Raw genomic sequence first — 13,517 nt, 5'->3', positions numbered from 1 at the left:
GCGCAGGTCCCGCGCACCAGTGTCCCGGCACGACGACGCCCGGCCCGCCACCGCGGTCAGCGGTGACGGGCCGGGCGGGCGCAGGAGGACGCGATCAGCCGAAGCGGCCGGAGACGTAGTCCTCGGTCTCTTTTTTCTGCGGGGTGTTGAAGATCTCGGAGGTCGGTGCGTACTCGATCAGGCGGCCGGGCTTGCCGGTGCCCTCGATGTTGAAGAACGCCGTCTTGTCCGAGACACGGGAGGCCTGCTGCATGTTGTGCGTCACGATGACCACCGTGTAGTCGGTCTTGATCTCGTTGATCAGGTCCTCGATGGCCAGGGTGGAGATGGGGTCCAGCGCGGAGCAGGGCTCATCCATGAGGATGACGTCCGGCTTGACCGCGATGGCACGGGCGATGCACAGACGCTGCTGCTGACCTCCGGAGAGCCCGGAGCCGGGCTTGCCCAGCCGGTCCTTGACCTCGTTCCAGAGGTTCGCGCCGCGCAGCGAGCTCTCCACCAGGTCGTCCGCCTCGCTGCTGGAGATCCGCTTGTTGTTGAGCTTCACTCCCGCCAGCACGTTGTCCCGGATGGACATGGTGGGGAACGGGTTGGGGCGCTGGAAGACCATGCCCACCATGGACCGCACGGTCACGGGGTCCACACCCTTGCCGTAGAGGTCGTCCCCGTCCAGGAGCACCTTGCCCTCGGCGTAGGCGCCGGGGATGACCTCGTGCATCCGGTTCAGGGTGCGCAGGAAGGTCGACTTGCCGCAGCCCGACGGGCCGATGAAGGCCGTGACGGAGCGGGGCTCGATGTTCATGCTGACGTCTTGGACCGCCAGGAAGTCGCCGTAGTAGACGTTGAGGTGATCGACGTCAATGCGTTTCGACATGGTTGCTTGTCCTTAGCTCAGGTGGGTCGGAAGATCAGCGGCCGGCGGTCTTGGGAGCGAACGCCCGGGCGACGAGGCGGGCCACGAGGTTCAGCAGCATCACGATCAGGATCAGGATCAAGGCCGCGGCCCAGGCTCGCTGCAGGGACGGATCCGGGTTCGTGGGCGACGTGGGGTTCATGATCTGGTAGTAGATGTACGTGGGCAGCGTGGTCATCCAGCCGGAGAACGAGTTCCAGTTGATGGCCGTGGCGAAGCCCGCCGTGACGAGCAGCGGCGCGGTCTCACCGATCACGCGGGCGATCGCGAGCGTCACGCCGGAGGCGATACCCGAGATCGAGGTGGGGATGACCACCTTGAGGATGGTCCGCCACTTGCGCACACCCAGCGCGTAGGAGGCTTCACGCAGCTCGTTGGGAACGATCCGCAGCATCTCCTCGGTGTTCTTCACCACCGTGGGGATCATGAGCACGGTCAGGGCCACGGCGGCCACGAAGCCGGTACGGGTGGACGGGCCGAAGATCAGCCCGAACAGCGCGGCGGCGAACAGGCCGGCCACGATGGACGGGATGCCCGTCATGACGTCCACGAAGAACGTGATGGCCTTGCCGAGCCAGCCTCCGTGAGAGTACTCCACCAGGTAGATGGCCGTGAGCAGGCCCACCGGGACGGACATCAGGGTGGCCCAGAAAGTGATGGACACGGTGCCCACGATCGCGTGGTAGGCACCGCCGACCACGTCGCCGGAGGTCTTGGCCTGGTTGTCCTGGAACCCGGTGACCCCGTTCATGGACGTGGTCAGGAAGTCCGCGCTGAGACCGGGCAGGCCGTTGGCCAGCACGGTCCAGATCACCGACACCAGCGGGATCACGGCCAGCACGAAGGCGCCGTAGACCAGGAAGGTCATCATGGAGTCCGCACCGGAGCGGCGGCCCTCGATGAGGCCGACGGCCAGGGGCCCCGCGATCAGGAAGATCACGGCGGCGAACAGTGCCCACAGGGCGATGCTGAAGCCCACCAGGGCTGCGATGGCGGCCCCCGCCACCACGGCACCCAGGCCGATGACCGGGACCAGCCACCCGGGGCGCTGCCCGCGGGTCAGTTTGGACTGCCGGACGGGTGAGACGCCCGGAGAGTTCGTGGTCGATGACATCAGTTGGCCCCCGAGAATTCCTTGTAGCGAGCGATGATGGCACGGGCGATCATGTTGACCACCAGGGTGATGAGGAACAGCACGAGGCCGGCGGCAATCAGCTCGGACAGCCGCAGTCCGTAGGCCTCGGGGAAGTTCAGGGCGATCTCCGCGGCGATGGTCTGGTTGCCGGACTTGATGAGCGAGGCGATCATCGGGCCCGAGGAGAGCACGAGGGCCACGGCCATCGTCTCACCGAGCGCGCGCCCCAGGGCCAGCATCACGGAGGAGATGATGCCCGGACGGGCGAACGGCAGGACGGACATCCGCACCATCTCCCACCGGGTGGCCCCCAGTGCGAGCGCAGCCTCCTCGTGGAGCTTGGGCGTCTGCGTGAAGATCTCGCGGGACATGGAGGTGATGATCGGCAGGATCATGATGGCCAGCACCACACCTGCGGTGAGCATCGTCTTGCCGGTCTGCGAGGCGGGGCCGGCGAAGAACGGGATGAATCCCAGGTGCTCCGCGAGCCAGTTGTACAGCGTCACCATCGCGGGGGCCAGCACAGTGGCACCCCACGCGCCGAAGATCACGGAGGGGATCGCGGCCAGGAGGTCGATCACGTAGCCCACCGGCTTGGAAACCCTCGCGGGCGCGTAGTGGGAAATGTACAGGGCCACCAGGATCCCGATCGGTGTGGCGATCAGCAGCGCGATGACGGACGAGATGATCGTGCCGACGACCAGGGGACCGATGTAGGCGCCGAAGCCCTTTCCACCGGTGATGTCCTCGGGTGCGGCGGTGAATGTGGGCACGGCCTGCAGGAACAGGAAGATCGCCACGGCCGCCAGGACCACGAAGATCAGGATGCCGGCGGCCAGGCTGAGCCCGGAGAAGATGGAGTCCCCGGCACGACCGGCCGAGGAGGACTTCGACTCCGGTTTCTGTGTGCTGACGGTGGTGGACATGGACCAGTCCCTTCGTTCAGGTGTGGTGCGAGCTGGGCGGTGGCCACCGCCCAGCGTAGGACGTGGCGGCGGTCGACGACCTCGTGCGCGAGTGCGGCGTCGGCGCGCTCAACGCACCGACGCCGCACTCGAGGGTCCTCGGGCCGGATCAGCCCTTGGCGGAGATGGTGTCCACGGCGGCCTGGGTCTGCTTGCGCAGGGACTCGGACAGCGGGGCGGAGCCGGAGGAGTCCGCAGCCGCCTTCTGGCCCTCCTCGGAGACCACGTAGGTCTCGAAGGCCTTCACGAGGTCGGCGGTCTCCTTGGAGTCGTACTGGGCGCACACGATGTGGTAGGACACCAGCACCAGCGGGTAGGCGCCGGCCTCCTTGGTGTCGCGGGCGATCTCGATCGCCATGTCGTGCTCGCCGCGGCCCTCGACCTGCTTGGAGACCTCCACGGCCTTTGCCGCGGCCTCGGGCGAGTGCTTGACGTACTCCTCGCCCACCTTGATGGCGGCGGTGCCGAGGTCACCCACGGCGGAGGAGTCAGCGTACGTGATGGCGCCCTCGGTGCCGGAGGTCGTGGTGACCACACCGGAGGTGCCCTTGTTGTTCTCCGCGGCGTACTTGGAGGGCCAGGCCTGGTCCGGCTCGTCGGTCCAGTCCTTGGGAGCGGCCTGGCTGAGGTAGTCGGTGAAGTTCTCGGTGGTGCCCGAGTCGTCGCTGCGGTGCACCACGGTGATCGCGGTCTCCGGCAGGTCGGCGTCCGGGTTCTGCTTCTTGATCTCCTCGGCGTTCCACTTCTTGATCTCGCCCTTGAAGATCTTGGCGATGGTGGGGGCGTCCAGGTTCAAGCTCTCCACGCCGGGCAGGTTGAACGCCACGGAGATCGGGGAGATGTACACGGGCAGGTCCATGGCCCCGGCGTCGCCGCACTGCTTCTTGGCGTCCGGGATCTCCTTCTCGGAGAGGTAGGCGTCCGAGCCGGCGAAGTTCGCGCCGCCAGCGAGGAACGCCTCGCGGCCCGCGCCGGAGCCGTCCGGGGAGTACTGCACCGTGGCGCCGCTGTTGGAGGACTGGAAGCCGTTCTGCCAGGCGGTCATGGCGGCCTGCTGGGAGGAGGCACCGATGCCGGTCAGGGTGCCGGAGACACCGCTGCTCTCGCCGCCACCGCCACCGCTCTCGCCGGTGGGGTTGTCGGAACCGCAAGCGGTCAGGGCGAGGGCGCCAATGGCCAGGATTGCGGCCGAGCGGCCGACGTTCGAAACCTTCACTGTTTCTCCTTCGAAAACGGTTGCCGGCGATTCCGGCGGCGTGTGGCGTCGCAGCCCGACGCCCATCTCCGCTGCGTGCGCAGCGTGCCCGCGGATCACGGTAGGGAGCAGATGTTGCCAGATTCAGCCAAGAAGGTGAACGGACGATTAACAACGCCGGGGGATGCCGGAACCGACTCCACCCCGTGGCACCGGGTGGCGCCAGAGCGGGGTCCGGTCCCGCCTAAGATGGCGTCATGGCGTCCTCGGAAGCAGCACTCTCCCGCTCCCGGACCCGCCGTGCCGCGGACCTCGTGTGGCAGCGCTGCCGCACGGGCTGGGACCGCATGACGTCCGGCCTGTTCCAGGCCGTGCAGATGACCGTGGCCGCGGTGGGCGCCTACATCATCGCGGAACGGGTGCTGGGCCACCACGGCCCCATCTTCGCGGCCACGGCCGCCCTCGTGTCCCTGGGCTACGCCAAGGGCGGGCTGCGCTACCGCCGGGTGCTGGAGGTCTCGGTCGGCTGCACGCTCGGAATCATCATGGGGGACCTGCTCATCCACGTGCTGGGCCCCGGGGAGTGGCAGGCGGCCGTGGTGCTGCTGATCTCGCTGCTGCTGGCCCGCTTCCTGGACAACGGCGCGATCTTCACCACGCAGATGGGCCTGCAGTCCGTGCTCGTGGTGCTGCTGCCGCCATCCCAGGACGGTGTGTTCGCCCGTTCCCTGGACGCCGTGGTGGGCTGCCTGTGCGCCCTGGTGCTCGCGTACGTGGTGCCCCAGGACCCGCGCCGGGAGCCGCGACAGGACCTCACCGTCCTCATCACCGAGTTCACCCGGATGCTCTCCGACTGCTCCCGCGCCGTGGCGGACACCGACTCGCAGCTGGCCTGGCACGCACTCGTGCGCGGACGCCAGACCCAGCCGCTCGTGGACTCCGTGCGCACCGGCCTGACAGGCTCCAAGGAGATCGCCCACGCCTCCCCCATCTACCGGCGCCACCGGCAGGAGATCGACGAGCTCAGCGCGAGCATCCGCTACCTGGACCTCGCGGTGCGCAACTCCCGCGTCTTCGCGCGCAGGCTCGCCTCGGTGCTCAACCGTGTGACCCTGGCCGACGCCGCCGTCGAGTCCCTCTCCGAGGCCCTCGCAGACCTCTCCGACGCGGTGCTGAGCTACGGCCACGCCCTGCGCGAGAGCCACGCCCAGAGCCGTGAGAGCTACCTGCGCCAGACCCGCAACGAGCTCTTCTCCGTGGCGGAGCGGCTGTCCCCCGCGCAGATGGGCATCCGCACCATGGAGGGCGAGGCTCTCGTGCTGCTGCTGCGCCCCATGGTCGTGGACCTGCTGGAGGCCGCGGGCGTCTCCCACGAGACCGCGGCCAAGCACCTGCCGCCCCTCGAGCGCTGCTGATTCGGCGCACGACGCCGCCCGCTCACCTCCCGCCGACCAGGCCCGCGGAGCGGCGTCGTGCGCCGGAACGCTGTGCGCGTCGGAACGGGGACCTACCGTGTGGGCATGGCCACAAAGACCCGCAAGCAGTCCACCGTCTACCGCTGCACCGAGTGCGGCTGGACCACGGCCAAGTGGGTGGGCCGGTGCGGCGAGTGCCAGGCCTGGGGCACCGTCCAGGAGATGGGCGCGGAGCAGGAGCACGGCCGCACCAGGGCCGCGGCGGCCGTGACCACCCCGGCGCAGCCGATCGCCCGGGTGGACTCCTCGCTGGCGCAGTTCACCCCCACCCGTGTGGAGGAGCTGGACCGCGTGCTGGGCGGGGGTCTCGTGCCCGGCGCGGTCATCCTGCTCGCGGGAGAACCGGGTGTGGGAAAGTCCACCCTGCTGCTGGACGCGGCCGCCAAGGTGGCCGGCGGGGACACGCCCCGCACCGTCCTGTACGTCACGGGCGAGGAGTCGGCGGCGCAGGTCAAGCTGCGCGCCGAACGGATCGGTGCCATCTCCGAGACCCTCTACCTCACGGCGGAGTCCGACCTCTCCGTGGCCCTCGCCCACGTGGCGCAGCTGGAGCCGGACCTGCTGGTCGTGGACTCCGTCCAGACGCTCGCGAGCCCGGAGATCGAGGGATCCGCCGGCGGCGTGAGCCAGGTGCGGGAGGTCGCCGCGAGCCTGATCCACGCCGCGAAGACCAGGAACATGACCACTCTTCTGGTGGGCCACGTGACCAAGGAGGGTTCGATCGCGGGGCCCCGGTTGCTGGAGCACCTGGTGGACGTGGTGTGCCAGTTCGAGGGGGAGAAGCACTCGCGCATCCGGCTGCTGCGCGCCGTGAAGAACAGGTTCGGACCCACGGACGAGGTCGGGTGCTTCGACTTGGAGGAGAACGGCATCCGCTCCGTCTCCGACCCCTCGGGACTGTTCGTCTCGCGCACCCCCGTGCCCGTGGCGGGCACGTGTCTGAGCGTCACGGTGGAGGGGCGCAGACCGCTGCTGGCCGAGGTCCAGGCGCTGCTGGACACCTCCAGCACCGCTCAGCCACGCCGCGCCACGTCCGGGCTGGACGGCTCCCGCGTGGCCATGCTGCTGGCCGTGCTGCAGCGCCGGGCGGGCCTCGCCCTCGCCTCCCTGGACTGCTACGTCTCCACCGTGGGCGGGGTGCGCCTCACGGAGCCCGCCACCGATCTCGCGGTGTGCATGGCCCTGGCCTCCGCGGCCCAGGACCGCCCGCTGCCCCAGCGCCTCGTGTGCTTCGGGGAGATCGGCCTGGCCGGGGAGGTGCGGCCGGTGCCCGAGATCAACCGACGCATCCAGGAGGTCGCGCGCCTCGGGTTCACCCACGCCGTGGTGCCGGCCTCCCCCACCGGCCCGGGGAAGATCCCCGCGGGGTTCTCGGTGCGCGAAGTGACCACCGTGGGGCAGGCCCTGGAGCTGCTGTTCCCGGCGCGCCCGGACTGAGGCGCCGGGGTCGGCTGTCCGGCGTCCCCCCGTGCCGCGCGTCCCCCGTGCCGCACGCCGCCGTGCAGCGCGCCAGTGCCGCGCGCGGTGCCGCCGCGCGTCCCCGCCCCGACCCTAGAATGAGCCCGTGGCCAAAACTCGCGAAACCTCCCTGCGCAGGACCCTCGCCAGGGTCGCCCCCGGCACGGAGCTGCGCACCGGCCTCGAACGCATCCTGCGCGGACGCACCGGAGCCCTGATCGTGCTCGGATTCGACCGCTCGGTGGAGTCCCTGTGCTCCGGGGGCTTCGACATCGACACCGACTTCACCCCCACCAAGCTGCGCGAGCTCGCCAAGATGGACGGCGCGATCGTGTGCGACAAGGACGCCACCCGCATCCTGAAGGCCGGCGTGCAGCTCATGCCGGACGCGGACATCACCACGCTGGAGTCCGGAACCCGGCACCGCTCCGCAGAGCGCACCGCCAAGCAGACCGGGGTGCCGGTCATCTCCGTGAGCCAGTCCATGAACGTGATCACCATCTACAAGAACGAGGAGCGCTACGTCATCGAGGGCTCCCAGGCCATCATGGCCCGGGCCAGCCAGGCCCTGCAGACCCTCGAGCACTACAGCAACCGGCTCGAACAGGTGCTGGGCAGCCTCTCAGCGCTGGAGATCGAGGCCGCGGTCACCATCCGGGACGTGGCCCTGACGCTGCAGCGCATGGAGATGGTGCGCCGGATCTCGGAGGAGATCGGCTGGTACGTGCTGGAGCTCGGCACGGACGGCCGGCTGATCTCCCTCCAGCTGGAGGAGCTCACCGCCGGCAACGGCCCGGGCCCGGACGTGGTGCTGCGCGACTACCTCCCCGAGGGCACAGACGCGGAGGCCCTGGCACAGTCCCTGGCCGCGCTCGCCGAGCTCTCCTCCGTGGACCTCATCGACCTGCAGAAGGTCGCGGTGGCCGCAGGACTCACGGGTCCCCAGGGCACCCTGGAGACGGACCTGCACCCGCACGGGTACCGCCTGCTGGAGGGCATCAAGTCCATGCCCGGCGCGGTGGCCAAACGGCTGGTCGCCCAGTTCGACGGGCTGCAGTCGCTCATGGCGGCAAACCTGGAGGACCTGATGTCCGTGGAGGGCATCGGCGAGCAGCGCGCCCGCACGGTGCGGGAGTCCCTGTCCCGGATGGCGGAGACCAGCCTGCTGGACCGGTTCATGTGAACCGGGCGCGGCCCCCGAGGGTGCCGCGCTACTGCAGCACGAAGGCGGCCTGCTCGCTGGTGGTCTCTCCCAGGGACACCGCCAGGTTGTAGTACCCGGCGAGTGCCTTCGGCTGTCCCGCGGGGCAGCCCTCCGCGGTGCGCACGCGGTTCCAGGTGAGGTTGGAGGTCTCCTTCTGCCCGGGGGCCAGGGTGACCTTGCGGTCCTCGCCGCCCGCGGCGCAGTGCCGGGAGTCGAACACGGTGTCCGCGCCGGAGGTGACCACGAACGCCATCTGCTTGGTCCCGGCATTGACCGTGCAGGGCTGCTCGCCCGTGTTCTCCAGGGTCATGGTGAGGACCGGTTCCTCCTCCCCCGCGTAGCTCTCCTTGCTCGTGGAGGCCCTCACGGAAAGGTCCGCCTGGCACTCGGCGGCCGCCGTGCTCGAGGCACTCGGGCCGGCCGAGCCACCGGGCGATGCCGAGCCGGAGGGGCTCGGGCGCGGCGTGAAGTCCGCGAACTTCTGTGCCGGATCCGCGCTCACCTGCGGGGAGGTGGCCGGCTCCTGTGCCGTGGCCGGGGCGTCGTCGGGCGCGTCTCCCGCGCCGGTGACCGCACGCACCCCCTTGGTGACGCCCCAGACCAGCAGAAGCAGGAGCAGGACGACGACGCCCAGCGCCACCAGGCGGCGTCGCCGGTAGACGTGCTGCGGGAGCCTGGCCTCGGTGTCCTCGTGGTCGGCGGGGGAAGCAGGAGGATCGTGCCGATCGGAACCGTGGGAAGCCATGCGCTCCAGGCTACCGTGGTCCGTGATGAACTCGAGTGCCGAAACCCATGGACAGCCCGCCACCCACCACGTCCGCCAGGCGGTGCTCCGGTGGTACCGCGCGAACGCGCGCGAGCTGCCGTGGCGCGCGGCCGAGCGCACCCCGTGGGGCGTGATGGTCAGCGAGATCATGCTCCAGCAGACCCCCGTGGCGCGGGTGCTGCCCGTGTGGCGGCGGTGGTTGGAGCGCTGGCCCATCCCGGGTGACCTCGCGGGGGCCGCGCCGGCGGACGTGGTGCGCGAGTGGGACAGGCTGGGCTACCCGCGGCGAGCACTGCGTCTGCACGCGGCCGCCCAGAAGATCCGGGACGAACACGGCGGGCGGGTGCCCGGCGACCACGCCGAGCTGCTCGCCCTGCCCGGCATCGGGACCTACACCGCCGCGGCCGTGGCCGTGTTCGCCTTCGGGCAGCGCCACACAGTGGTGGACACCAACATCCGCCGTGTGGAGGCCCGGCTGTTTTCGGGCCGCGCGCTTCCCTCACGCTCCCTGACCGCCGCGGAGACGAGGCTCGCGGACTGGCTGCTCCCCGAGGACGTGGCCGAGTCCGTGGCGTGGAACCAGGCCGTGATGGAGCTGGGCGCACTGGTGTGCACCGCCCGCGCCCCGCGCTGCGGGCAGTGCCCCGTGCGGGACGCGTGCGCGTGGGTGGCCGCAGGCAGTCCTCCGGCTGAGGAGACGCCCCGCGGGCAGTCGTGGCACGGGACGGACCGGCAGGTCCGGGGCGCCGTCATGGCCGTGCTGAGGGCCGCCACCGCTCCGGTGCCGGAGGCCCTCCTGCTCACGGACCTCGCGGGCTCGGAGCAGCTGGCGTCCGAGCACCAGGCGCCACCCGCCGTGGTGGTGGACGAGCTGAAGGCCCTGTGGCGGCTGCCGGCCCCGCCGGAGCAGCGCCGTCGTGCCCTGGCCGGCCTGCTGACCGACGGTCTCGCCGCCGCGGACGACGCCGGGGTCAGCCTTCCGGTGTGAGCTGCCGGATCATCCGGGTGTTGCCCAGCGTGTTGGGCTTCACCCGCGCGAGGTCCAGGAACTCCGCGACGCCCTCGTCGTGCGAGCGCAGCAGCTCCGCGAACACCTCCGCGGGAATGGTCTCCTGGTTGGCCATGACCTCGAAACCGTGGGCGGCGAAGAACCCCACCTCGAACGTGAGGCAGAAGACCCGGCTCACCCCCAGCCGTTCCGCCCGGGACAGCAGTTCGCGCAGCATCCGCCCGCCCACACCGTGGCCGCGCGCGGCCGGTGACGTGGCGAGCGTGCGCACCTCCGCGAGGTCCTCCCACATCACGTGCAGCGCGCCGCAGCCCACCAGCGCCCCGGACTCGTCCTCCGCGACAACGAACTCCTGGATGCTCTCGTAGTAGGTCACGGTGTCCTTGGTGATGAGGATGCGCTCCGTGGCCATGGGGGCCACGAGCTCCTTGATCCCGTGGACGTCCGACGTGCGGGCTGGGCGGATGCGGATCTCGGTCATGGCCACGACTGTACGCGGGCCGACCGCGCCCCCCGGGACGCGAGCGGGCGGCGTCGCGAACCGCTGTGGTTCACGACGCCGCCCGCCGGCAGCATCCGGGGCCCGCCCGGGCCGGGGTGGGTCAGGCCTGCGCCTGGGCCGCTCCCCCGCCCGTGTCCCCGCCGGTGTGCGGCGAGCGCGGGACGTCCTTGCCGGACGTGCTGTCGTCGTTGTCCGTCAGGGTGGGGGTGTTCTCGATCTCCGCGATCTCCTCGTCGGAGAGCTCCGACATGGGAGTGGAGGAGAAGGTGAACGAGGCGTCGTCACCCTCGCCCTCGACGCCCACGGTGATCTTCTCGCCGGAGGCGATCTCACCGAACAGGATCCGCTCCGAGAGCTGGTCCTCGATCTCGCGCTGCATGGTGCGGCGCAGCGGGCGGGCGCCCATGGCGGGGTCGTACCCCTTCTTGGCCACCAGTTTCTTGGCCTCGTCCGTGAGCGTGATGGACATGTCCTGCTCGCGCAGCCGCTGCTGCAGCCGCGCCACGAACAGGTCCACGATCTGCACGATCTCGGACTCGCTCAGCTGCGGGAACACGATGATCTCGTCCACGCGGTTGAGGAACTCCGGACGGAAGTGCTCCTTGAGCTCCTCCTGCACCTTGGCCTGCATGCGCTCGTAGGAGGTGGCGGCGTCCCCGCTGGCCTGGAAGCCCACGGGAACCGTGCGGGAGATGTCCCGGGTGCCCAGGTTGGTGGTCATGATGATCACCGTGTTCTTGAAATCCACCACGCGGCCCTGCGAGTCGGTCAGGCGGCCGTCCTCGAGGATCTGCAGCAGGGAGTTGAACAGGTCCTGGTGGGCCTTCTCCACCTCGTCGAAGAGCACCACGGAGAACGGCTTGCGACGGACCTTCTCCGTCAGCTGGCCGCCCTCCTCGTAACCCACGTAGCCGGGAGGGGCACCGAAGAGCCGGGAGACCGTGTGCTTCTCCTGGTACTCGGACATGTCCAGGGTGATCAGGGCGTCCTCGTCACCGAAGAGGAACTCCGCGAGCGCCTTGGCCAGCTCGGTCTTGCCCACGCCGGTGGGCCCGGCGAAGATGAACGAGCCACCGGGACGGCGGGGATCCTTCAGACCGGCGCGCGTGCGGCGGATGGAGCGGGAAAGGGCCTTGATGGCCTCGTTCTGCCCGATGACGCGCTTGTGCAGCTCGTCCTCCATGTGCAGCAGACGCCCGGACTCCTCCTCGGAGAGCTTGTAGACCGGCACACCCGTGGACGCCGAGAGCACGTCCGAGATGACCTCGGGGGTGACCTCGGAGATCTGGTCGTCGCCCTCGCGCCAGGCCTTGTCCTTCTCGTCCCGCTCGGCAATGAGCTTCTGCTCGGTGTCACGCAGGGACGCGGCCTTCTCGTAGTCCTGGCCCTCGATCGCGGCTTCCTTGGCGGTCTTGGTCTCCGCGATCTTCTCGTCCAGCGCCTTGATCTCCGGCGGGGCGGTCATGCGCTTGATGCGCAGGCGGGCACCGGCCTCGTCGATCAGGTCGATGGCCTTGTCCGGCAGGAACCGGTCGGAGACGTAGCGCGCGGACATGTGCACCGCGGCCTCCAGGGCGTCGTCCGAGATGGACACGCGGTGGTGCGCCTCGTACTTGTCGCGCAGCCCCTTGAGGATCTCCACGGCGTGGGCCTCGGAGGGCTCGTCCACCTGGATGGGCTGGAAGCGACGCTCCAGGGCGGCGTCCTTCTCGATGTGCTTGCGGTACTCGTCCAGGGTGGTGGCGCCGATGGTCTGCAGCTCACCGCGGGCCAGCATGGGCTTGAGGATCGAGGCGGCGTCGATCGCGCCCTCGGCGGCACCGGCACCCACGAGGGTGTGGATCTCGTCGATGAACAGGATGATGTCCCCGCGGGTGCGGATCTCCTTGAGCACCTTCTTCAGGCGCTCCTCGAAGTCACCGCGGTAGCGAGAACCCGCCACCAGGGAGCCGAGGTCCAGCGTGTAGAGCTGCTTGTCCTTCAGGGTCTCCGGGACGTCTCCGCGGACGATGGCCTGCGCGAGGCCCTCCACCACGGCGGTCTTGCCCACGCCGGGCTCGCCGATCAGCACGGGGTTGTTCTTGGTGCGTCGCGAGAGCACCTGCATCACGCGCTCCATCTCGCGGTAGCGCCCGATCACCGGGTCCAGCTTGGACTCGCGAGCCGCCGCCGTGAGGTTGCGCCCGAACTGGTCCAGCACGGCGGAACCGGCCGGGGTTCCCTCGGCACGTCCACCGCCGCCGACGCCGGCCGCTTCCTTCTCGCCGCCGGAGTTCCCGGACTGGTAGCCCGAGATCAGCTCGAGCACCGTGGCCCTCACCTTGGCCGGGTCCGCGCCGAGCTTCACGAGCACCTGGGAGGCCACACCCTCACCCGCGCGAATGATGCCCAGCAGGATGTGCTCGGTGCCGATGTAGTTGTGGCCCAGCTGCAGGGCCTCGCGCAGCGAGTGCTCCAGCACCTTCTTGGCGCGCGGCGTGAACGGGATGTGGCCCGAGGGCGCCTGCTGGCCCGGGCCGATGATGTCCTGGACCTGCTCGCGCGCGGCGCTCAGGGTGATGCCCATGGACTCGAGGGCCTTGGCGGCGACGCCCTCCCCCTCGTGGATCAGACCGAGCAGCAGGTGCTCGGTGCCGATGTAGTTGTGGTTGAGCATCCTGGCCTCTTCCTGGGCCAGCACGACCACCCGGCGGGCACGGTCGGTGAAGCGTTCGAACATGGATACTCCTTCATTGATCTCTGCCCACGATGCTAGGCACCGCAATGGCCGCCATGGGCACTGTTCGCCACTGGCGCACGGTGCTCGGCCGGGGGCGAAATCGCCCTTCCACCCCCGGCCCCGGGGGTTCCGCAGCCCGATCCCGGCACGAACGTCGACGGCCGGGGCACACCAGA

Annotated in this window: 11 protein-coding genes; 4 read left to right on the top strand and 7 right to left on the bottom strand. The window is 70.0% G+C overall.

Going from position 1 to position 13,517, the window contains the following annotated elements; all coding sequences use genetic code 11:
- Positions 1-94 precede the first annotated feature (94 nt).
- The 4 genes from pstB to pstS form a co-directional block, all read right to left on the bottom strand.
- Entirely contained in the window at positions 95-874 is a 780-nt protein-coding gene (gene pstB / locus P8S73_RS09600; protein ID WP_019310528.1) for a phosphate ABC transporter ATP-binding protein PstB, read from the bottom strand.
- Between the two features lie 34 nt (positions 875-908).
- A complete protein-coding gene (gene pstA / locus P8S73_RS09595) occupies positions 909-2,027 on the bottom strand; it encodes a phosphate ABC transporter permease PstA (protein WP_396350354.1) in 1,119 nt (372 codons plus the stop codon).
- Positions 2,027-2,974 (bottom strand): phosphate ABC transporter permease subunit PstC, encoded by a 948-nt coding sequence (gene pstC, locus P8S73_RS09590; protein WP_047979436.1) that lies wholly within the window; start codon positions 2,972-2,974, stop codon positions 2,027-2,029. Before pstC ends, pstA begins: the two co-directional genes overlap by 1 nt.
- 148 nt (positions 2,975-3,122) lie before the next feature.
- Positions 3,123-4,229: a phosphate ABC transporter substrate-binding protein PstS gene (gene pstS, locus P8S73_RS09585; protein WP_039101051.1), complete on the bottom strand. Its 1,107-nt coding sequence runs from the start codon at positions 4,227-4,229 to the stop codon at positions 3,123-3,125.
- 236 nt (positions 4,230-4,465) lie between these two features.
- Here pstS and P8S73_RS09580 point away from each other — a divergent pair, with 236 nt between their 5' ends.
- The 3 genes from P8S73_RS09580 (at position 4,466) to disA (ending at position 8,324) form a co-directional block, all read left to right on the top strand.
- Positions 4,466-5,623 (top strand): aromatic acid exporter family protein, encoded by a 1,158-nt coding sequence (locus tag P8S73_RS09580; protein ID WP_039101050.1) that lies wholly within the window; start codon positions 4,466-4,468, stop codon positions 5,621-5,623.
- 105 nt (positions 5,624-5,728) lie between these two features.
- Positions 5,729-7,120, top strand: a complete 1,392-nt coding sequence (gene radA / locus P8S73_RS09575) for a DNA repair protein RadA (RefSeq protein ID WP_039101096.1) — start codon at positions 5,729-5,731, stop codon at positions 7,118-7,120.
- Between the two features lie 127 nt (positions 7,121-7,247).
- A complete protein-coding gene (gene disA / locus P8S73_RS09570; RefSeq protein WP_039101049.1) occupies positions 7,248-8,324 on the top strand; it encodes a DNA integrity scanning diadenylate cyclase DisA in 1,077 nt (358 codons plus the stop codon).
- Between the two features lie 28 nt (positions 8,325-8,352).
- On the opposite strand, the gene P8S73_RS09565 is transcribed toward disA, so the two are convergent.
- Positions 8,353-9,090, bottom strand: coding sequence for a DUF4232 domain-containing protein (locus tag P8S73_RS09565; RefSeq protein ID WP_039101048.1), 738 nt, complete (start codon positions 9,088-9,090; stop codon positions 8,353-8,355).
- Between the two features lie 25 nt (positions 9,091-9,115).
- On the opposite strand from P8S73_RS09565, the gene P8S73_RS09560 reads away from it, so the two are divergent.
- Complete coding sequence (locus P8S73_RS09560) at positions 9,116-10,099, top strand: A/G-specific adenine glycosylase (protein WP_052239250.1); 984 nt, start codon at positions 9,116-9,118, stop codon at positions 10,097-10,099.
- Here the strand turns inward: P8S73_RS09560 and P8S73_RS09555 are convergent.
- Both P8S73_RS09555 and P8S73_RS09550 read right to left on the bottom strand, forming a co-directional pair.
- On the bottom strand, positions 10,083-10,601 hold the full coding sequence (locus P8S73_RS09555) for an amino-acid N-acetyltransferase (RefSeq protein WP_029603384.1): 519 nt from the start codon (positions 10,599-10,601) through the stop codon (positions 10,083-10,085). The genes P8S73_RS09560 and P8S73_RS09555 overlap by 17 nt on opposite strands.
- Positions 10,602-10,722: 121 nt before the next feature.
- Positions 10,723-13,341 carry an ATP-dependent Clp protease ATP-binding subunit gene (locus tag P8S73_RS09550; protein WP_396350353.1) on the bottom strand — a complete coding sequence of 873 codons (2,619 nt, stop codon included), beginning with the start codon at positions 13,339-13,341 and terminating at the stop codon, positions 10,723-10,725.
- Positions 13,342-13,517 lie beyond the last annotated feature (176 nt).

The organism is Kocuria sp. ChxB (assembly GCF_044359605.1).
GTDB classification, from domain to species: domain Bacteria; phylum Actinomycetota; class Actinomycetes; order Actinomycetales; family Micrococcaceae; genus Kocuria; species Kocuria rhizophila.
This window is presented reverse-complemented; position numbering and strand designations above follow the sequence as displayed.

Bases quoted from the DNA above. Each gene is read 5' to 3' on its own strand.
- pstB (WP_019310528.1), bottom strand. From the start codon at position 874: ATGTCGAAACGCATTGACGTCGATCACCTCAACGTCTACTACGGCGAC.
- pstA (WP_396350354.1), bottom strand. From the start codon at position 2,027: ATGTCATCGACCACGAACTCTCCGGGCGTCTCACCCGTCCGGCAGTCC.
- pstC (WP_047979436.1), bottom strand. From the start codon at position 2,974: ATGTCCACCACCGTCAGCACACAGAAACCGGAGTCGAAGTCCTCCTCG.
- P8S73_RS09580 (WP_039101050.1), top strand. From the start codon at position 4,466: ATGGCGTCCTCGGAAGCAGCACTCTCCCGCTCCCGGACCCGCCGTGCC.
- radA (WP_039101096.1), top strand. From the start codon at position 5,729: ATGGCCACAAAGACCCGCAAGCAGTCCACCGTCTACCGCTGCACCGAG.
- P8S73_RS09565 (WP_039101048.1), bottom strand. From the start codon at position 9,090: ATGGCTTCCCACGGTTCCGATCGGCACGATCCTCCTGCTTCCCCCGCC.
- P8S73_RS09560 (WP_052239250.1), top strand. From the start codon at position 9,116: ATGAACTCGAGTGCCGAAACCCATGGACAGCCCGCCACCCACCACGTC.
- P8S73_RS09555 (WP_029603384.1), bottom strand. From the start codon at position 10,601: ATGACCGAGATCCGCATCCGCCCAGCCCGCACGTCGGACGTCCACGGG.
- P8S73_RS09550 (WP_396350353.1), bottom strand. From the start codon at position 13,341: ATGTTCGAACGCTTCACCGACCGTGCCCGCCGGGTGGTCGTGCTGGCC.